General features: G+C 54.8%; 17 protein-coding genes and 2 tRNA genes. 7 read left to right on the top strand and 12 right to left on the bottom strand.

The features are described 5' to 3' along the window. Nucleotides 1-66: 66 nt before the first annotated feature. Nucleotides 67-1,017, bottom strand: coding sequence for a D-alanine--D-alanine ligase family protein (locus ACYVRU_RS10110; protein WP_114538844.1), 951 nt, complete (start codon nucleotides 1,015-1,017; stop codon nucleotides 67-69). Between the two features lie 72 nt (nucleotides 1,018-1,089). On the opposite strand from ACYVRU_RS10110, the gene rlmN reads away from it, so the two are divergent. Next, the gene (gene rlmN / locus ACYVRU_RS10115) at nucleotides 1,090-2,145 is read left to right on the top strand and encodes a dual-specificity RNA methyltransferase RlmN (RefSeq protein WP_114538845.1); all 1,056 of its coding nucleotides are present in this window, start codon (nucleotides 1,090-1,092) and stop codon (nucleotides 2,143-2,145) included. Between the two features lie 171 nt (nucleotides 2,146-2,316). Here rlmN and ACYVRU_RS10120 read toward each other — a convergent pair whose 3' ends face one another. The 10 genes from ACYVRU_RS10120 to ACYVRU_RS10165 form a co-directional block, all read right to left on the bottom strand. Further along, the gene (locus tag ACYVRU_RS10120; protein WP_461186100.1) at nucleotides 2,317-3,369 is read right to left on the bottom strand and encodes a ParB/RepB/Spo0J family partition protein; all 1,053 of its coding nucleotides are present in this window, start codon (nucleotides 3,367-3,369) and stop codon (nucleotides 2,317-2,319) included. Next, nucleotides 3,362-4,357 (bottom strand): ParA family protein, encoded by a 996-nt coding sequence (locus tag ACYVRU_RS10125; RefSeq protein ID WP_315969916.1) that lies wholly within the window; start codon nucleotides 4,355-4,357, stop codon nucleotides 3,362-3,364. Before ACYVRU_RS10125 ends, ACYVRU_RS10120 begins: the two co-directional genes overlap by 8 nt. Nucleotides 4,358-4,476: 119 nt before the next feature. Then, complete coding sequence (rsmG, locus tag ACYVRU_RS10130) at nucleotides 4,477-5,151, bottom strand: 16S rRNA (guanine(527)-N(7))-methyltransferase RsmG (protein ID WP_461186101.1); 675 nt, start codon at nucleotides 5,149-5,151, stop codon at nucleotides 4,477-4,479. A gap of 95 nt (nucleotides 5,152-5,246) precedes the next feature. Continuing rightward, nucleotides 5,247-5,834, bottom strand: coding sequence for a Jag family protein (locus ACYVRU_RS10135; protein ID WP_114538848.1), 588 nt, complete (start codon nucleotides 5,832-5,834; stop codon nucleotides 5,247-5,249). Between the two features lie 96 nt (nucleotides 5,835-5,930). Beyond that, nucleotides 5,931-6,707, bottom strand: coding sequence for a YidC/Oxa1 family membrane protein insertase (locus tag ACYVRU_RS10140; RefSeq protein WP_022737989.1), 777 nt, complete (start codon nucleotides 6,705-6,707; stop codon nucleotides 5,931-5,933). A 28-nt stretch (nucleotides 6,708-6,735) separates the two neighbouring features. Further along, nucleotides 6,736-7,020 (bottom strand): membrane protein insertion efficiency factor YidD, encoded by a 285-nt coding sequence (gene yidD, locus ACYVRU_RS10145; protein WP_114538850.1) that lies wholly within the window; start codon nucleotides 7,018-7,020, stop codon nucleotides 6,736-6,738. Next, a complete protein-coding gene (rnpA, locus tag ACYVRU_RS10150; RefSeq protein WP_461186102.1) occupies nucleotides 6,953-7,339 on the bottom strand; it encodes a ribonuclease P protein component in 387 nt (128 codons plus the stop codon). The genes yidD and rnpA overlap by 68 nt, the downstream gene beginning before the upstream one ends. Before the next feature lie 11 nt (nucleotides 7,340-7,350). Beyond that, entirely contained in the window at nucleotides 7,351-7,485 is a 135-nt protein-coding gene (rpmH, locus tag ACYVRU_RS10155) for a 50S ribosomal protein L34 (RefSeq protein ID WP_022737978.1), read from the bottom strand. A 411-nt stretch (nucleotides 7,486-7,896) separates the two neighbouring features. After that, on the bottom strand, nucleotides 7,897-9,525 hold the full coding sequence (gene dnaA / locus ACYVRU_RS10160; protein WP_461186103.1) for a chromosomal replication initiator protein DnaA: 1,629 nt from the start codon (nucleotides 9,523-9,525) through the stop codon (nucleotides 7,897-7,899). A gap of 78 nt (nucleotides 9,526-9,603) precedes the next feature. Then, complete coding sequence (locus ACYVRU_RS10165) at nucleotides 9,604-10,752, bottom strand: ATP-binding protein (protein ID WP_461186104.1); 1,149 nt, start codon at nucleotides 10,750-10,752, stop codon at nucleotides 9,604-9,606. Nucleotides 10,753-11,461: 709 nt separating this feature from the next. Between ACYVRU_RS10165 and dnaN the strand changes: the two genes are divergently transcribed. From dnaN to gyrA, 4 genes are all read left to right on the top strand, one after another. Continuing rightward, complete coding sequence (gene dnaN / locus ACYVRU_RS10170; RefSeq protein ID WP_114538853.1) at nucleotides 11,462-12,562, top strand: DNA polymerase III subunit beta; 1,101 nt, start codon at nucleotides 11,462-11,464, stop codon at nucleotides 12,560-12,562. After that, a complete protein-coding gene (recF, locus tag ACYVRU_RS10175; RefSeq protein ID WP_288220509.1) occupies nucleotides 12,563-13,669 on the top strand; it encodes a DNA replication/repair protein RecF in 1,107 nt (368 codons plus the stop codon). Nucleotides 13,670-13,925: 256 nt separating this feature from the next. Further along, nucleotides 13,926-15,869 (top strand): DNA topoisomerase (ATP-hydrolyzing) subunit B, encoded by a 1,944-nt coding sequence (gene gyrB, locus ACYVRU_RS10180; RefSeq protein ID WP_114549491.1) that lies wholly within the window; start codon nucleotides 13,926-13,928, stop codon nucleotides 15,867-15,869. A 246-nt stretch (nucleotides 15,870-16,115) separates the two neighbouring features. Continuing rightward, nucleotides 16,116-18,719: a DNA gyrase subunit A gene (gyrA, locus tag ACYVRU_RS10185; RefSeq protein WP_202427902.1), complete on the top strand. Its 2,604-nt coding sequence runs from the start codon at nucleotides 16,116-16,118 to the stop codon at nucleotides 18,717-18,719. A gap of 299 nt (nucleotides 18,720-19,018) precedes the next feature. On the opposite strand, the gene ACYVRU_RS10190 is transcribed toward gyrA, so the two are convergent. Continuing rightward, entirely contained in the window at nucleotides 19,019-19,531 is a 513-nt protein-coding gene (locus tag ACYVRU_RS10190; protein WP_114549489.1) for a bifunctional nuclease family protein, read from the bottom strand. Between the two features lie 438 nt (nucleotides 19,532-19,969). Between ACYVRU_RS10190 and ACYVRU_RS10195 the strand changes: the two genes are divergently transcribed. Next, nucleotides 19,970-20,046 (top strand) — tRNA-Ile (locus tag ACYVRU_RS10195). 138 nt (nucleotides 20,047-20,184) lie between these two features. Further along, nucleotides 20,185-20,260, top strand: a tRNA-Ala gene (locus ACYVRU_RS10200). Nucleotides 20,261-20,398 lie beyond the last annotated feature (138 nt).

Below are 20,398 nucleotides of genomic sequence, written 5' to 3' on the forward strand. Positions count from 1 at the left end.
ACTTGTTTTAGTTATCTAACCGGTAACCGTAAGGGGCGACCTTGGTCGCCCCTCGGCCGCAAGCGCTTACTCTCCCTCTTCGAAGGCATACTCAATGAGCCTCGTGCACAACTCAGGGAAGCTGATGCCTGCCGCGCGGGCCGCATCGGGAAGAAGCGAGGTCGCCGTCATGCCAGGGATGGTATTGGTCTCCAGAATCCACGGGATGCCATTCTCGTCGAGAATGAAATCGGAACGCGACACGCCACTGCACTGCAATGCCTTATGGGCGCCGACAGCGGCGTCCATTACTTGCTTGGTTTTCTCCTCATCGAGAGGTGCCGGGCAGATATGCTGCGAACCACCGGGTGCATATTTCGATTCGAAATCATAAAAATCAGCTTTAGGAACAATCTCGATGACAGGTAAAGCGAAAGGATCCCTATTGCCCAACACGGCAACCGTGAGCTCGGTACCTTGAATATACTTCTCAACGACAACAAGCTCGTCGATTTCGAACACACGCTCGATGGCATCTGCGATAGCTTCTTCGCCTTCCACGATGTAAATGCCCAAAGCGCTGCCTTCGGTAGCCGGTTTCACGACACAGGTTCCGCCCATAGCCAACGCAAGTTCTTGAACGGAATATCCCTCTCCCTTCTTGATGTATTGATAGGGAGCAGTAGGAATGCCTTCGCGCTGGTAAAAGAGCTTGGATTGGGCCTTGTTCATCGCCGTCGCGCTTGACCACACACCAGGTCCCGTATAGGGAAGGCCGATCGTTTCCAGAAAACCCTGGAGCACGCCATCCTCGCCACCTTTTCCATGAAGACAGAGAAAGGCAACGTCGAAGGGCTCCTCAATGAGCGTTTTCAGATGGTCCTTCTTCGCCGGATCCAACTCCTGAACAATAAACCCCGCTTCACGAAGCGCCTCCCCGGCGCCTTTGCCCGATGCAAGGGAAATTTCGCGTTCCCCACTGGTTCCTCCAGCTAAGAGGGCGACGCGACATTTTGCGGGTTCAACTACTGCTGCCATGGAGCATTCCTTCCAGACGGTAAATCTCTGGAGGCAGTATATCAGAGCAACGCCACCGTCTATAATGAACCTATGAATAACGAACTGATAAAGCTTACAGAAGCCGAACTCGAGGATCTTGTCACCTCGTGGGGATATCCTCGCTTTCGCGCAAAACAGATTCACGAGTGGGTTCACCGCCATCATGCGGCTTCTTTCGATACCATGTCCAATCTTCCGAAAGACCTCAGGACGAAACTTTCTGAGTTCTTTCCGTTGGAGACGGTAAAAATTTTCGACCGACAAATTTCCTTAGATGGGACACGCAAATATGTTGTGACTCTGGCCGACGGCTCATTAGTTGAGACGGTGGGCATGCCCGTCTACCATCGAGACGGCTCTCTCGATCGGCTATCAGTATGCGTTTCCTCACAAGTAGGATGTCCTATGGCCTGCCAGTTCTGTGCAACTGGCCGCGAAGGCCTTACACGGAATCTCACGGCTGCAGAAATCATCGCTCAAGTGGCTCTCGTCCAAGAGGATTTCCAAGAACGGGTAAGCAATGTCGTTGTTATGGGTCAAGGGGAACCTTTCCTTAACTACGATGAAGTTCTTGCCGCTTTGCGCATTCTAAACAGCCGGGACGATTTCAATATAGGAGCGAGACATATCACGCTCTCTACCTGCGGCATTATAGATGGGATCGATCGTCTCTCCCAAGAGCCAGAGCAATTCACGCTCGCCGTGTCTCTTCATTCGGCTTTACAGAAGAAGCGTGATCGGCTTATGCCGAAAGTGGCAAAGCAACCTCTTTCGGATCTAAAAAAGGCTGTGGAGAGATACACCCAGTCGACCAACCGTCGTGTCTCCTTCGAGTATCTTCTCATCAAGGATATCAACGATTCAGAAGAAGATCTTCGAGCACTTCTCGACTTCTGTGATGGGCTACTCTGCCATGTCAACCTTCTTCCGGTGAACACCGTAGAAGGATCCCCTCTGCAAGCTGCCTCGCCAGCAACTGCAAAACATTGGGTCGAGACGCTGATCCATTATGGTGTGGAAACAAGTTTCAGAAAATCCCGCGGAGCTGATATCGATGGAGCATGTGGTCAGTTAAAAAACAAGTTAGCGCAAGGTTCTCTTCGTTAATTCGTCTTTCTCTTCTCTTGTTTCACGTGAAACAAAGATAACTAATGGCATGTTATGTAAAGCATTTCTCTTACCTCATACTAGGGTCTACAACGACTTCTTTTAACAAAAGAAAAGAGTCTGTTTCACGTGAAACAGACTCTTTTCTTAGTCATTAAATGCTATCGAAAGTTACTCACCAACAAGCTCACTGAAGAGTCGCCGCAAATCTTCCTCATCTTTGAATTCAATCTCGATTTTGTTCTTCCCTTTAGACGATTTCACACGCACGTTAGTCTTCAGTGTCTCGCGTAAGGTCTTCGCCACAGACTTGTAAACCGCAGGCATCGGCTCACGAGGAGTCGAGGCAGAGCCGTCCTTTTTACCTGATATAAGGCGAGCAAGATTCTCTGCTTCGCGTACGTTCAAACCGTTATCAATAATCTTCTGAGTCAAGGAAAGACGACCTTCAGCTGTGGGCACTGAAAGAATGGCACGTGCATGGCCCGCCGTGATCTTCTCCTCAAACAGAAGCTGCTGAGCCTCTTCAGGAAGATCGAGAAGTCGAAGTGCATTGGCGACAGTCGAACGACCTTTGGAAACTGCTTGTGCCACTTCCGCCTGAGTCATCGAGCGTCGCTCCATCAACCGACGGTATCCGTACGCCTCTTCTATCGGGTTCAAATCAGAGCGCTGGATATTTTCAATTAACGCAAGCTCAAGGGCTTGGTCGTCATCAACCTCTTTTACACGAACGGGAACCTTCTTAAGACCAGCAGCCTTAGAGGCTTGCCAACGGCGCTCACCGGCAATGATCTGATAGGTACCATCGGCCATTTGCCTTACAAGAATAGGTTGGAGCAGACCATCCTTTTCAATAGAAGCAGCGAGTTCTTCTATTTCCTCTTTTTTAAATTGGGTTCTCGGCTGATCAGGATTAGGGGCGATTCTATCAATCTCCACCTCATCAGTTCCCCGTGCAGGAACCTCCTCAGTCCTCGATTCCTCAATGATGGCTTCTCGCACAATGGGTTCAGAGACCTTAACTGGTTCTTCCTCTATCTCAACCATCGTCCGTACGGGCCATGTGGAAACAGGGGCCTCTCGCGCCGCCTCTTCATCTACTTCAATTGTCACTCTCTGGCGCTCGGGCGCAGGGGAAACAGGGGCAGGTGATTCATAGGAACCGGGGAGGAGGGAACCCAGACCTCGACCGAGTCCTCCACGACGTTCGGGCTTAGCCACGTGCAATCACTTCCTTCGCTAATTCAATATAGGAAAGAGCGCCTCTTCCCTTGGGATCGTATTGGGTAATCGGCTGCCCAAAACTCGGAGCTTCCGACAATTTAACCGTGCGAGGAATAGGCGTGGCGAACACCAGGCGCCCAAAATACTCACGCACTTCATCGACAACCTGCTTCGAGAGCGTCGTACGGCTATCGTACATAGTAAGAAGAATGCCGTAGATATCCAGAGTAGGATTAAGGCGAGATTTGACACGCTTCATTGATTCGAGAAGTTTTGTCACACCCTCCAAGGCATAGAACTCGCATTGGATAGGAATAAGCAATTTATCGGCCGCCACCAGAGCATTAACTGTTAAAAGACCCAAAGAAGGCGGGCAGTCGATGAGAATGAAATCATATTTGCCCCGCATACCGCCCACAGCATCCTTGAGGCGATTCTCTCGCGCCATTTCCGAGACCAGCTCGACTTCCGCCCCCGCAAGATTAATCGTAGCCGGAGCAATGTCTAATCCCTCGGCGATATCAGGAATAATTACCTCTTCAAGAGGAACATCGTTAAGGAGAACATCGTAGATGCACTGCTGTATAAGACTCTTCTCAACGCCTAGGCCACTGGAGCAATTTCCCTGAGGATCAAGATCGACAAGAAGCACCTGTTTGCCCATCTCTCCCAGTGCAGCCCCAAGGTTGATCGCCGTTGTCGACTTCCCTACGCCACCTTTTTGGTTAATGATGGCAATGATCTTCGTCTGTCCGACAACATGACGCACCGGTGCTTTGTCTTTATAGCTCTTCAAAGGTTCTCGAGGAATCACAGGAGCTGCGTAATCCTCAACCTCCCTGACAACCACTTCAATATTTTCAGGATCGTCAACGAGTTCCTCTTCAGCGGCTACCACTTCTTGTTCCTGAGTCTGAGGTTGATCAACCTCTTCGACAGTCCGGGCTTGTTTTGTGTCTCGTTTAAGACCATCAAAGAATCCCACAGGAACCTCCTTCCTTGATTGGAGCACAGTATATCATCGCCTCAAGCTGGTTCAGGCGATGTTTGACAGAAGGATTCAAATTGATCGTGTTTCACGTGAAACACGATCACATACTACATTCAGCTACGGGGACGCAGTGGCTGTTTCTGAGCCAAGCCAATTCTTCGAGGAAGCTTGATGCGTGACTTGCCGACTTTCTCAAACACTACAATGGTTCTCATGGTCTCTCCATCGCTCAAGCAAATCTCACGCTGGGAGATCATTCTCATACCCACAAGGTCTTGCACAGCAAGAGCTTCATCAAGTTCTTCCGATGATAGCTGGGCTTTATAACAGACTAACCGACCGCCCTTTTTCAAAAGGGGCGAAGCAAGCTCTATAAGAGAAACTAGCTTAGACAGAGCTCGAGCTGTGAGGACGGCGAATTTCTCCTTGTACTCCAGAGGAAGATCCTCGATGCGTTCGCTCGATGTGAAAATTTGCTCACTCAACGAAAGATCATCAAGGACAGATTGGACGATGGCCATTTTCTTCTTCACCGAATCAACGAGAAGGGTCGTTCTTCCTGTCGCAAGCGCAAGAGGGACGCCGGGGAACCCCCCTCCTGAGCCAAGGTCTCCATAGAGACCGTCAGGAGCTTCATTGACCTCCGGCAAACCTACCAGCGAATCCTCTATATGAAGGAGACGCGCCTGTTCCCCACCAGTAATGCGAGTAAGATTCGTAACTTTGTTTGCTTCAAGGATTGAAGCAAGATAGCACTGCATCAAGCTCATCGTCTGATCATCTGCCATCTCAACTCCTTTCCATAGGCGAACGTGTCCATAATAAAGGAAATGGGACGTGCTTTGCGCGTCCCATCAGCACATTGAAAGTATTAGAACAGTTTTTACAGAGGAACCACGACCACATGGCGGGAAGGACCCTCCCCCTCAGAAACGGTCTCGACGCGATCATCGTCTCTCAAAGCAATGTGGATAATCCGACGCTCGTAGGGGGTCATCGGGCGCAATCCAACTTTACGGTGCTGAGAAGCAGCTCGATTAGCGGAGCTGTGCGCAATCGACTCGAGCTTTTGGCGCTGGCGGTTCTTGTAGCCCTCAACATCGACAATAACTGGATAACGGAAACCGATAGTGCGTACCGTTATCATCGACACAATGAATTGCAGCGCATCAAGAGTTTTTCCATGACGACCAATAAGGACAGCCATATCTTTGCCGCTGATATCAAGAATCAGTTCGCCCTCGTCACCCTCGTATTCGTCAATAGTCACTTCGCCGACATTGAAATACTGGAGAATATCTTGGAGTGCCGCGATAGCAGTGTCGGCAATAGTATCGAGCATCTCGTCCGTCACGATAAGCTCGTCCTCTTCAACAACCTCTTCGGTATTAATGGGATCCGCAGAAGACTGAGATTCTTCCACCACCTCGTCTTCTACCTCTTCAATCATGTCCTCGAACTCTTCAGTCATTACAGGCTCCTAACCTTAAACACCGCGGTTGAAATGATGCCGCGGAACGTACAAAGGGAGTGTTTCATGTGAAACACTCCCTAAAATCAGTAAGGTCTAGCGCTTTTTCTTAGGACGCTTCTTCTTCTCTTTGCGCGTGACGTTAACCTCGATCGGCTTGACGACGAGAGCTTCTTCCTCCTCTTTACGCCGATCGGCAGCGCGGCAGCGCGCAAGCGTCAACTGGTTCTGCCCGATACCGATAAGGGAGGATGCGCCCCAGAACAGCAACACACCCGCCGGCGAACCCCAGGAAATCCAAAGCATCATAAGAGACATGATCGCGCCCATCATGAGCGTCTGATTTTTCTGCTGGGTGTTTTCAGTTTTCAACTGCTGAAGGACCATCGGAAGGAAGGTAGCACCAGCAAAGATAATCATGAGAATGAGATAGGGAACAAATGTTCCGAATCCCTCGCCGAAAGCCTGGGAGGGCGTCGTGACGAGATTCGGAACCAAGTTGTAGAACGAATACGTGCCCTCGCCAATACGATCGCCCATCTCGCGAAGCACCTGGAACAGAGCAATAAAGATCGGCATCTGGAGCAGCATCGGAAGACAACCAGCGAGCGGGTTGAACTTCATCTCCGCGTAGATCTTCTGCATCTCCTGGGATTGACGCGTGGGATCATCGGGGAAACGATCTTTCAGGGCCTGAATCTTCGGCTGCACCTTCTGCATAGCATAATTGGACTTCGCTTGCTTATGCATGAGGGGCGCGACAATGATACGAAAGATAATCGTGACGATGATGATCGCCAGTCCCCAGTCGTGGCAGAAGTTATAGAAGAACTGGATGATGTCGAAGATCCAGTCTTTAAAGATATCCCACATAGCTTACCTTTCCAAATGCACCAGCGACTCAGGGAACGGGATCGTACCCACACGGACCGCCAGGGCGGCATCGCAGTATCCTCTTTGCAGTGAGCACGAACCCTTTGCAAAACCCATATCGCTTGAACGCGGTGAGTCCGTACTCGGAACATGTGGGAATGAAGCGGCAAGAAGGGGGAAGAAGGGGTGAAAGAGCCATTCGGTAAAACATAATAAGACCGATAGCGACCAGAGTCGGAATCCTCTTAATGCGTACGAGTAGCTTCTTCAACGGTGTTCTTCCCTTCGCCTTGGGCAAGGCGCTCAGCGACATTTCCGCATGCTTTCAGCACTTTACTATAAGAAGCCCGGGTGAGGCCTGATTTTGCCAGAAATATCACGTCAAAGCCGGCCCACGGCCCACCCATTTCCATGCAGAGTGCTCGCAAGCGGCGCTTGGCGCGGTTTCTCCAAACGGCATTCCCCAACTTCTTCCCTGCAATAAAAGCGACACGACCGGAATGGCCGTGTCGCTCATGATTGCTCTGCTTGTCGTCCTGGACGCCTACAATAACCGTAAAGTATGGCGTATGAAGACGATGCCCCGTAGAGAAGAGCTGGGAGATTTCAGTGCTGGATTTAATAGTCTGCACCTAAAGATCTCCTAGACGGTGAGACGCTTGCGCCCCTTAGCACGACGGGAAGCGAGAACAGCGCGACCACCCTTGGTAGCCATACGGGCACGGAAGCCATGGCACTTGGCGCGCTTGCGTTTGTTCGGTTGATAGGTGCGTTTCATTGTTTCTTTCCCTTTCATGGTTTAAAGAGTAGCTTTTGAATTATACAACGCAAAAAAGTACTGTCAACGGGGCGAACAGAAGAATAAGGAAGATGGCTGCGAAGGGAGTTGCGATAGGGAGGTGGAACCATGAAGTACAGGTAACGGCTGTGCAGAACTAAAAAGTAGTTCCCATTGAAGAGGGATTCTAAAAATAGAATTCAAATAGTAGTCTCAATAAGACGAGTGGATTAGTCGATAACTGGCATAGCCGCAGGTGGGGAGCTTGCTAGCGTACTTACTGCTTGGTGAGTTATCGAGCGCGCTTGTGAACCATGCGCTAGCGGCCATCCTCTGCTGTCTCCCGTTGTCGTTGAAAAGTCGTCCTGTTATGCGCAGGTTTTCCCTTCTTATCAAGAGTTTGTGAACAAACTAGTCCAGCTCGCAGATGATCTTCTGCAGCACCTCGATCTCTTCCTGGGTATCGCGATCGGTCTTCAAACGCTCTTCGATGCTTGTTGCCGAGTGGATGGCGGTCGAATGGTCGCGATTGAATTTCTTGCCGATATCGCCGTAGGGGAGGTCGAGCAGTTGTCGGCACAGGTAGATGGCGATCTGTCGCGGTCTCACAATGGATTGGGATCGCTTGGGGCCTACCATGTCGCTATGGCTCACCTTGAAGAAGTTCTCCACTTCCCGCTGGATGTCCTCCACGGTCAAGCTTCGTGACATGCCGCCGGTGAAATGATTGGCTAGAAGCTCGCGTACTTCATCGATGGAGATATCGCTGCGATCGCAGTAGATCATGCGATAGATGACGGTATTCACGGCGCCCTTGAGCTCGCGGATGTTGGATCCGGAGTTCTCGGCGATGTACATTTGAATGTCGTCGGAGAGGGTGAAGTTCCCCAGGCCCTCGCTGCGGCTGAATTCGTCGGTGAAGGATTTGACGATGCCGAGTTTGGTTTCCACTTCCGGCGGCTGGATATCGATGGTGCCGCCGCTGTAGAAGCGAGATTTCAGACGCTCGTCGAATTGGATGTTCTTGGGAGCGCGGTCGGCGGAAAGCACCACCTGCTTGCCCTGGCTGGTCAGCGTGTTGAACAGCTGGAAAAGCATGTTCATGGATTCCTTCTTGCCTTGAAGGTGCTGGACATCATCGAGGAGGAGGATGTCCGCCTGCTCGTAGTAGGCGCGGAAGTTGCGGAAGCTGACCTTCTCCTGATCCTTGATGGCGCCGGCCTCTGAGTACTTCGAGACAAAGTCCTGAGCATCCACATAGACCGTTCGCATCGAGGGACGCGTTTCCTCGATGTAGTTCTGAATGGCCCTCATGAGGTGGGTTTTCCCCAGGCCGCTCTTCCCGTAAATGAACAGGGGATTAAGGGGAAGCCGTCCGGGGGACTCTGCAACTTCGACGGCCATGGAATAGGCCATGCGGTTCGATTCCCCGATAACGAAGTTCTCGAACGTGAGGGAAGACGAGGGATTCGAAGACCGCTCGGCGACCGGCTCCTGGGAGAGCGGTGCGGGCGCGGGAGGCGCGTAGTGATCGACCATGACGTCCTCTACGAAGGGATGAGCGACCATGCCGGATGGTTCGAAGGGGGTCGCCTGAGACAGGGGAGCACCGTAGGCCGGTGAGGGGGGCGCAGCTGCCGCGATGGGCTGAGAAGGGAGAGACTCCATCGTCGATGCTGCTGGCTGCGCGGGTGCTGGCGTCGGCATCGGTTGGGCGGGCGCCGAAAGGGGCGACGCTGGGGATGGTTGGCCCGCAGCGGCGCTTTTACGCTGCTCTTGGGTGGGGTCGACGGCGATGGCCACCGCGAATACGACGCCGGTGAGATCGCGCAGCGCGCGTACGATAACCTCGATGTAATGCTGCTCGACCCATGTCTTTATAAAGTCGTTGTCGGCGGTGAGCATGAGAAATGAATCGCTCATGGCCTGGGGGACGAGCCGCGAGAAAAAGGCGGAAACCTGGGAGGGGTCGATATCCTGGTAGCTTTTGACCTGGGCGCAAATGCGCGCCCATTGTTCGTTGAGCGTCTCGCTATCCATACATCATCCTTCCGCCGGCGTTTTTGCCGTGGTTCTCCGCTTTCAGGGCAATTCTAGCAAATTGGCAAGGCTTGGGTCTTAGAGACCCTGTGCGATCTGTCGGCCGTAAGGGGTGAGGGCCCGCTGTTTCCCGACCATTTCCACCAAACCTGCCTCTCGCAGCCGATTGAGGGTGGTGTTGGTGGTGGAGGCCGGCGTCTCGGTCAGGTCGCTGAAATCCTTGTTCCGGAGGGTTCCTTCCTTAAGGAGAAGCTTCAGGAATATTCGCTCGCGTTCGGAGAGGGCGGGCGCCGGCATGACGGCACTCGGGTAACCCGGATACGCCGCCGGTGCTGGCGCTGCTCCGTAGGCCGGATAGGCAGTTGGGGCGGCTCCATAGGCCCCGTAGCTCGGATATCCCTGGTAAGGGGTTCCGTAAGAGGGAGCCGGTACGGGAGCTGGAGCCGCGGGTACTGCGCTGTAGCCTTGCGGCGCGTAGGCGGGTGGGTAGGGAGTCTCCCCTGGTGCGCTGGATGAGCCCATGGAGGGATAGATTCCGGCTGGATTGGAGGGGTAGGGTTCGGCGCCAGCTGTGAGGGGCGCTCCGTAGGGCTGATGGACCACGGCGGTTTCCGAAGCGTAGGACGAGCTTGGGATATACTCTCCCTTGCTGCTCAGCACGTCGGTTTCGTCCCAGTCGTCCAGAGGATCGTCTTCTTCACGCACCAAGCTGACGGTGACGACGGCGCCGGTTCCCAAATTGTCCTCGATGGTAATGGTGCCATGGGACGATTCGAGGTACTCCCGCACAATGGGAAGGCCCGACCCGACGCCCCGAATATAGTTTTTCATAGGCTCGACGGCAGAAGAAAACCCTGGCATTTGGGCTTTTTCTTTCGAGGGGATGCCGGGGCCATGATCGGCGAAGCGGATGGTGTTCCCTTTGTCGAGAATGGAGACCACTACCTCTTTGAAGCGCGCATGGATGAAATTTTCGGAAACCTCCCGAATAACGGTGTAAGGGATGGTTCCCCCTGCGCCATGGGACTGTTCGTACACCGTGGAGGCGAGCGCCTCGATATAAGCCGCCGTGTCGGCGGGCTTTATCTCCACAACCCGTGGTGCGCTGCGCAGGTCGTCGTAGAGAGCGATGCGCCCCACGGTGTCGACGAAGGAATAGTCGAAGGAAGCCCCCTGGGGAGTTTCGTCGTGAAGAGAAGTATGTTGTTCCATGGTTTCCAAGATCATTCCGTTTTGTTCGCCGTTCAATTCGTCGTTTCAAGAATTTTTCAGGATATTGTAACGTGTTTCATCATTTTACAAGGTATCTACCTGCGCATTTCATAACCAGTGATGAGTAATTCACTATTTGTTCAGTAAAAGTGGAAAACCGAAACTGAACTACCTGCGATTTTCTGAAGAATTCCGACTTATCAACCAAATATTCAGTAAAAGTGGAAAACTCGGAATTCGAGAATTCCTAACGGCTGTCATTCAAAGAGGAAAAAGTGAAAAACTTTGCCCAAAAACCTTGACAGAGGCTCTCGATAACCCTTCTCAGCTGCTTCCCATGCCTTTGAGAAGAAAATTCCCATCAAGCACGATCTTGTTCGAACATAGGTGCGTTTAAAGAGAATTACCCTGACATAATTTACAAAACCCCAGCTCACCGCGTCGTTTTTGAAAAGAAAAATCGACAGTGAATTGTTAGCTAAAACTGTCAACCATCTTTACCTTCGATATCCACTCAGTGAAAAGGACGGTTATCCACTGCTTGCGCTGGGGAAAGAGGAAGTTATCCACTTTTTCCACTAGCGGAGCGAGAAAAGGGTGTAAAACTAATCAACCATTAGTCAGACAACTCTGCGCGGCCTCTCCGTTTCCCTGTTTTCCGGCGTTATAATACCCGCACGATATCTTCTGTTTCAGCTCAGGCCATTACGAAGAGAGGCATCCCTTGAAATTCAGTATCAATCGCACCGAGCTTGCCAACGCCCTGTCCATTGTCCTCAAAGGGGTTTCCACTCGATCGACGCTCCCTGTCTTGTCCGGTATCCTCATCGAGGCCGCCGGCGACAAAATCATCCTCCAAGCCACCGACTTGGAGCTCTCCATTCAATACTCCGTGGCCGCGCTCGTTGAGGAGGAAGGCCGCACGGTGGTGCCCGGTAAGCTGTTCTCGGAGATTGTGAAGAACCTTCCCGATGCTGCGGTCCATGTCGAGGCTACCGATGAGCAGGCTTTCGTCACCTGCGACACGTCTTCGTTCTCTATCCGCGCCTTGAACGCTGAAGATTTCCCCGGTTTTCCCCGTGTAGACGTTCACCAGAAGATAGAAATTCCCTTCCATCAGTTTTCCACTATGGTCAAGCGTGTTTCTCGCGTCGTATCCAAGGATGAGTCCCGCGCTATTCTCACAGGCGTCCTCATTACCCTGGAGGCCGGCGTGCTGCGCATGGTGGCCACCGACTCCTATCGTCTCGCCATCACGGATGCGCCCCTGCCGAACTCCTCAGCCGATGAGTTCCATGCGGTCATCTCGGGTAGCTTCCTATCGGAAATCGCGTCGCTGCCGAAAACGGAGTCGCCGGTGTCTCTGGCCTTGGCCGACAATCAGATCGTCGTGACCTGCGAGGACACGGTGTTTATCAACCGCCGCATTGAAGGCAACTTCCCCAATTACAAGCAGCTGCTTCCCGACGGCTACGCTACTCGCGCTACCATCGAGGTGGATAAGCTCGTGGCCAGCGTCCGTCGTGCCTCGTTGCTCGGCTCCACCTCCTCGCCGGTGCGTTTCGATTTGAACAATGCCTCCCAAACGGTGCAGATTTCCGCAGCATCCCAGGATGTGGGTAGCGCCCAGGAGATCATCTCCTGCGCTATCGAGGGCGAAGATGTGGAAATCGCTTTCAACTACGCCTATGTGTTGGATGGCCTCGGATCCATCGCCACCGACGAGGTGTATCTTGAAGTGCAATCGGCGTTGAAGCCGGGCATCTTCCGCGCGCTTGAGCCGGAAAACTTCCTCTACCTCGTCATGCCTGTGCGCATCTCCTAAATGACCCTGCGTATTGAAAGCCTCTCTTTGCGGAATTTTCGCAACTATGAGGATGCGGCTCTAAACGAGCTTGGGGACATCACCGTACTTGTGGGGGAGAACGCTGTTGGCAAAACGAACCTCATCGAGGCCATCCAGCTGCTTACGGCGCTCACGTCGTTCCGACATGGTACGGCTGATCAGTTGATTCGCCACGGCGAGGAGCGTAGTCGCGTATCCATGCAGGCAACTGACGGCAATCGGCGTCTTGATATCGACCTCACGCTTGATGGTCGTACGCGCAAGTATCGGCTCAATGGAAAGGCGAAACGGCCGATCGATTTGAAAGGAGTCATTCCCTCGGTCGTTTTTACGCCTGATGATCTCGATTTGGTAAAAGGGCCGAACAGCGGGCGGCGGTCATCGTTGGACACGTTGGGCGCTCAGGTAAATAAAAGCTACTACACGGTACGGCGTGATTATGAGAAGGTGATTCGCCATAAGAATCGCCTTCTCAAAGAGGAGGCCGATGTTGCCCTTGTGGAGGCCATCAATGAGATGATCGTCACGGTGGGAGCTCAGCTCACGATCTATCGCATCGCGTTATTTGAGCGGCTGCTCCCTCATCTGACTGCAAAGTACCAGGAGATTTCTCAAGGACGCGATTGTTTGAACGCCGTCTATGTTCCCTCGTGGGGAAAAGGAGCGCCAGAGGAAACGGTTGAGCCCCTTACCCGCGACGAAGCCCGCGAGGCGTTGGCCCGCGCGCTTCATGAGCGCGCGGAGGAAGAGCGGCGGCGCGGCCGGGCAGTGGTGGGACCTCATAGCGATGAAATCGTATTCACTCTCGATGGGGAAAACGCTTCAATCTACGGAAGTCAGGGACAGCAGCGCTCCATTGTACTCTCGTATAAACTGGCTGAAGCGGCCGTCATCGAGGAGATCATCGAGCAGAAGCCGGTGCTCCTTCTTGACGATGTGATGAGCGAGCTGGACGGCCGACGACGCGATGCGCTGGTGACCGCTATGGAAGGTGGTAGCCAGACCTTTATCACCACAGCGAACATCGATTACTTTAATGAGGCCATGTTGAACAAGAGCAATGTTATCCACTTGCCGTTGGTGTGACCCGCCAAAACCGTAGGATCGTCCCATTCGAGTCCCTAAAGTATTAACTCTGTGCATTTCTCGCGTGATTTAAGCCCCATTTTCCACACTTCCTGGCAAAGTCTTCACCGAACCGCAACATAGGCCCTCAAACAGCCTCATAACAGCCCCGTTCCGCGACTTTCGGTCGAAATACGATTTCACCATGCTATAATTGACACTCATTCGGCGCCCGCATCTGGGCGCGTTCTTTTGTTCCGAGAGCGAAGGAGTGTCAGTGGCAAACAAACCAGATCACTACGACGGTTCTGACATTCAAGTTCTAGAAGGACTTGAAGCTGTTCGCAAACGCCCGGGCATGTACATCGGCTCCACCGGCCCCCGCGGTCTGCACCACCTGGTTTACGAGGTGGTCGACAACTCCGTGGACGAGGCCCTGGCCGGGTACTGCGATACCATCAAGGTGACCATCCATCCCGACAATTCCATCTCCTGCGAGGACAACGGCCGCGGTATTCCCGTGGACAAGCATCCCAAGGAGAAGATCCCCACCGTCGAGGTCGTGCTTACCATTCTGCACGCTGGCGGCAAATTCGGCGGTGAAGGCTACAAGGTTTCCGGCGGTTTGCATGGCGTCGGCGTTTCCGTTGTGAACGCCCTTTCCACTAAGGTGGAAGTGCAGGTGCGCCGCGATGGCAAGGAATACGAGATCGATTTCGATCACGGCAAGACCAAAACCAAGCTGCACGAGATCGGTAAGGCAAAGCACACGGGCACCACGGTCACGTTCTGGCCCGACCCCGACATCTTCACCGAGACCACGGTGTACGACTACGACACCCTGGCCGCCCGTTTCCGCGAGATGGCCTTCCTGAACCGCGGCTTGAAGATCATCCTCACCGACGAGCGCATCACTGACGCCGACGGCAACCCCCGTACTGAGGTTTTCCAGGCCATGGGCGGCATCGTCGACTTCGTGAAGTTCTTGAACGACGGCAAGGAAACCCTGAACAAGCCCATCTACTTCGAGGCCGAGAACGCCGACGGCACCGTGGAAGTGGCCCTGCAGTGGTCCAGCTCCTATTCCACCAACTCCGTCATGGCCTTCGCCAACAATATCAACACCCATGAGGGCGGCACGCATATGGACGGCTTCAAGCAGGCCATTACGCGTACCATCAACGATTACGCCCGCTCGAAGGGCCTTCTGAAGGAGAAGGATCCGAACCTCTCCGGCGAGGACGCCCGCGAGGGTCTGGCGGCCATCATCTCCGTGAAGCTGCACGATCCGCAATTCGAGGGCCAGACGAAGACGAAGCTCGGCAACACCGAGATCCGCCCGCTGGTGCAGAATGCCGTCGCCCAGGGCCTCGGCGAGTACCTGGAGGAAAACCCCACGCCGGCCAAGCGCATCATCGGCAAGGCCACCCAGGCGCTGAAGGCCCGCGAGGCTGCGCGCAAGGCCCGCGAGATGACCCGCCGCAAGAACGTGCTCGATTCATTCAGCATGCCCGGCAAGCTCGCCGACTGCGCCAGTAAGGACGCCTCCCAGTCCGAAATCTTCATTGTAGAGGGCGATTCCGCAGGCGGTTCGGCCAAACAGGCCCGCGACCGCAAGTTCCAGGCCATCCTGCCTCTGCGCGGTAAGATTCTGAATGTGGAGCGTGCCGGTCTGCACCGCTCGCTGTCCTCCGATACCATCAGCTCGCTCATTACCGCGATCGGCACCAACATCGGCGAGGACTTCGACGCCGAGAAGGCCCGTTACCATCGCATCATCATCATGACCGATGCCGACGTCGACGGAGCGCACATCCGCTGCCTGTTGCTGACGTTCTTCTACCGTTACATGCCCGAGCTCATCAACCTCGGCTACATCTACATTGCCCAGCCGCCCATCTTCGGCCTGAAGAAGAAGAATTCTCGCAGCCCGAAGGTCGAGCGCTACATCTACGACGAGAAGGCGCTGTCCGCCACCCTGGCCGAGTACGACGACCCCAGCAAGTTCGATGTTCAGCGCTACAAGGGTCTCGGCGAGATGGACCCCGAGCAGCTGTGGGAAACCACCATGGAGCCGGCAACCCGCACGCTTTTGCAGGTGAACATCGACGATGCCGTGGAGGCCGAGCGCGTGGTGAGCGAGCTTATGGGCGAGCAGGTGGAGCCTCGCAAGGAGTTCATCCAGAAACACGCCCGCGACGTCCGCTTCCTGGATATTTAGGAGAGCTAAATGGCTGATAACTTTGACGAATTCGACGACGACCGCGACGAGGTAGAGGCCGCCGAGGAGGACGCCCTGTACCTGGCCGAGGAAGTGAACACCGACGATGAGGGCGACGACGACGCGGAACTCGCCAGTGCCAGCTCTACCCTTGATGAAGAAGAAGACGTGGAAGACGCCGACGAGGACGGCAACGAGCCCGGCTTCATCTCCGAGGAGGAGCGCGCCCGCTCGCTGATGGTCGACATGCCAAACCCCCACGGCTCCATCATCGAGGGCGCCAACGGCGGCGAGGGCACCATCGTGCGCGCGGCATTCCTCGGCAAGGAGATGCAGACCTCCTTCCTCGAGTATTCCATGTCCGTTATCGTCTCCCGCGCCCTGCCCGACGTGCGCGACGGTCTGAAGCCGGTGCACCGCCGCATCCTGTACGCCATGAACGAGTCCGGCTACACGCCGAACAAGCCGCACATGAAGTCGGCCCGTACCGTCGGCGACGTGATCGGCAAGTACCATCCCCATGGCGACTCCGCCGTGTACGACACCATGGTGCGCCTGGCGCAGCCCTTCAGCCTGCGCCTGCCTCTCATCGACGGCCACGGCAACTTCGGCTCCATCGACGGCGACTCCGCCGCTGCCATGCGTTACACCGAGGCGCGCCTCGACAAGCCGGCTATGGAACTTCTGCGTGACCTGGACAAGGAGACGGTCGACTTCCAGCCCAACTACGACGAGTCGCTGCAGGAGCCTACGGTGCTGCCGTCGCGCTTCCCGAACCTGCTGGTCAACGGCTCGAACGGCATCGCCGTCGGCATGGCCACCAACATCCCGCCCCACAACCTGGGCGAGGCCATCGACGCCACCTGCCTCATGATCGACAACCCGGACTGCACCACGGAGGACCTGCTCACCGCCATGCCCGGCCCCGACTTCCCCACGGGCGGCCTCATCATGGGTAAGAAGGGCATTCTGGATGCCTACGAGACCGGCCACGGCAACCTCACCATCCGCGCGAAATGCGAGATCGAGGAAAAGAAGAACGGCCGAGCCTCCATTGTGGTGAAGGAAATTCCCTACCAGGTGAACCGCAAGCGCCTGCTGGAGAAACTCGGCGAGCTAGTGCGCGACAAGAAGCTGCCCGAAATCAGCAACATCCACGACGCCGCCGACCGCAAGGGCATCGACATCATCATCGATCTGAAGTCCAACGCCATCCCGCAGGTGGTGCTGAACAAGCTGTTCAAGCACACCCAGCTGCAGGTGGGCTTCGGCTGCAATATGCTGGCCCTGGTGAACGGCACCCCGCGCGTGCTCTCGCTGAAGGAAATTCTCTTCTACTATATCGAGCACCAGAAAGATGTCGTCACCCGCCGCACCCGCTACGAGCTGGCCAAGGCCGAGGAGCGCGAGCACATCCTCGAAGGCTATATCATTGCGCTCGATAACATCGACGAGGTCATCCACATCATCCGCTCCTCCGAGACGGACAAGGAAGCCGCCGCGCGCCTCACCGAGCGCTTCGGCCTTTCCGAGAAGCAGACCAACGCCATCCTGGAAATGCGCCTGCGCCGTCTGACCGGCCTGGAGCGCACCAAGATCGAGGAAGAGCTGGCCGAGCTGCGCGAGAAGATCGCCTACTACAAACAGATCCTTGCCGACGAGAACCTGTTGAAGCAGGTCATCAAGGAAGAGCTGCAAGAGATCAAGAAGAAGTACAACACCCCGCGCCGCACCCGTCTGACCGGCGAGGCCAAGGATATCGAGGTGGAGGACCTCATCGCCGAAGAGAACATGGTCGTCACCATGACCAAGGCCGGCTATATCAAGCGCCTGCCCGTGAGCACCTACCGCCAGCAGAAGCGCGGCGGCAAGGGCATGCAAGGCGTGAACTTGAAGGACGCCGACTTCGTGGAGCACCTGTTTGTGGCTTCCACGCACTCCTACATGCTGTTCTTCTCCACCAAGGGCAAGGTCTACCGCCTGAAGGTGTACGAGATCCCCGAGGCCGGCCGTCATGCCCGCGGCACGGCCATCGTGAACCTGCTGCCGCTGGAGAAGGGCGAGTCCATCTCGGCCGTTATCGCCACGAAGGACTTCCCGGCCGAGGAGTTCCTCATGTTCGCCACGGCTCAGGGTAACGTGAAGAAGACCTCCATGGATCAGTACGACCGCACGCGCCGCGACGGCCTCATCGCCATCAACCTGAAGGACGGCGACGAGCTCATCTCCGTGAAGCGCGTGGCCAAGGGCGAGAAGGTCATCATGGTGTCCAGCGCCGGCAAGGCCATTCTGTGGGATGAGTCGGAGGCTCGCGCCATGGGCCGCGGCACCATGGGCGTGCGCGGCATGAACGTGCCGGCCGACGCTCACGTGCTCGGCATGGAAATCGCCAAGCCCGGCACTGACCTGTTCGTCATCACCGAAAAGGGCTACGGCAAGCGCACGAAGATCGAGGAATACCCCGAGCATCATCGCGGCGGCCAGGGCGTCTACACCATTACGATGACCCACAAGAAGGGCCTGCTGTCGGTCATGAAGATCGTCGGCCCCGATGACGAGATCATGATTGTCTCCGAGGACGGCGTCATTGTGCGCACCCCGGTGAAGGGCATCTCCGAGCTCGGCCGTTCCACCCAGGGCGTGAAGGTGATGAACGTCGCCGACAAGGACAAGGTGTGCGCGGTGGCCATCGCCTCCACCGGCAAGAAGAAGGCCAAGAAGGCGGCACCCGCCGACGAGAACCAGATGGGCCTGCTCGAGGAGGAGAGCGAGGAAGGCACTCTCGCCATCGACGACCTCGACGACCTCGACGACGATCTGGGCGACGAGGGAGAAGCGACGGAAGAGTAGCAAAACGTTAGAAAACGTGCTATAGTAGAAACACCAGCAAAGCCCGTCGTTTGGTTAACGGTTGAGCGGGCGGAGCGGGTTAACAACTTGAGGGACTAGTTGCTGCTAGTCCCTCTTGTCTATCCTCTCCATCCGTTGGTGCTTATACTCCCGCCACAGTGATAGCAAAGCTGTCACCACGTTGGCCATGGCGGCCAAAGCAATCAGGAATTCATTCATAGGCGAAACCTCCTTTGTAGTAGGTCCCGCCCGCACACGGACTTTGCTGGTTCAGTTATATTATCACAGATGAAAGAAAACTAAAGCTGTTCGATATCTCCGAAATCCTCGGGGGATATATGGTCGAGGAATGTCTTGAACGCCGCCAGTTCCTCTTCCGTCTGCTTCTCACCCTTGAAGAGAAACGGGAACGAAGAAGCGTCAAGTACCGTCTCTTCAATATAGAGCGGCGCATCTTGCCGAAGCGCCAGGGCAATGGCGTCGCTCGGCCGGGCGTCTAAGGTGATGAGTCGTCCTCCCTGGGAAAGAACCAGGTGCGCGAAGAACATCTGCCCCTTCGATCCGTAAATCACCATGGAATCGACGCGCGCATCCAAATTGGTGAGCGCATCTAGCATGAGGTCATGGGTCATGGGCCGCGCGAACTTCACATGCTCCAGTGCCATCCCGATTTGTGCCGCCTCGGTGGGGCCAATCCAAATGGGCACAACGCGCGCCTTCCTCGCTGGTGTCTCCTCTACGGGTTGCAGAACCAGCACGGACGGCTGGTTCTGCCCCGCCACCACCAATGTCAACACTTTCAACGGAACCATGCTTTGTCCTTTACTCTAGTTCGATGAGAACATGATTACAGATTGAGCTTTCTATGTTTGATGTCTATTGTCTCATTATTGAACCAAGCTTATTTAAACTTTTGGAATGTTTAACCGCTTAAGTCCATCTTCCGGTGACAAAAACATTGAGTCCAGGACGCGAAAAGCGACTTATACAGGCATTTCCGAAATAAAATAGGAGCAGGTTTGCCTGTATAAGTCAAAATTCTTGCATCCTGGAGTTTCGAATGTCTGTATAAGTCGCTTTTCGCGCATCGAAAGGGAGGATGCTGTCACGGAAGGTGAAATAATTCATATTCTGATTAAGAGGATACTACTCGTGCCGTTCGCGGCGTGTCGTGTACATTTTTGAAATCGGGAAAATTTTTCTTGACCTCACCTATGAAACAGGCTTAAGATAGTCAAGCACTTTTTCAAGGGCCCGTAGCTCAGTTGGTTAGAGCGCACGCCTGATAAGCGTGAGGTCGCTGGTTCAAATCCATTCGGGCCCACCATTACTTTGCGATAAACGCTCCACCGTGAGCCGAGTTAGCCGGTGGAGCGTTTATTATATTTCGGGCCAGAATCGGCCGATTTTCTTTAAACTGACGAAATCCCGAACGAGCAAAGTGATGGCTGCTAGTGCATGCCATGGGGCGTTAGCTCAGCTGGGAGAGCGCGGGCTTTGCAAGCCTGAGGTCAGGGGTTCGATCCCCCTACGCTCCACCATAGATGAATCGGACGAACACCTTCGGGTGTTCGTCTTTTTTCAGGCTCGTGAGCCTGCACGGCGCGCGAAGCGCGGCGGGCAAAAAACCACCCGCTATGCGGGTGCGCGTCGAAGGCTCCGCCCTTGCGTCAAAACGC

The organism is Adlercreutzia sp. CNCM I-6216 (assembly GCF_977113345.1).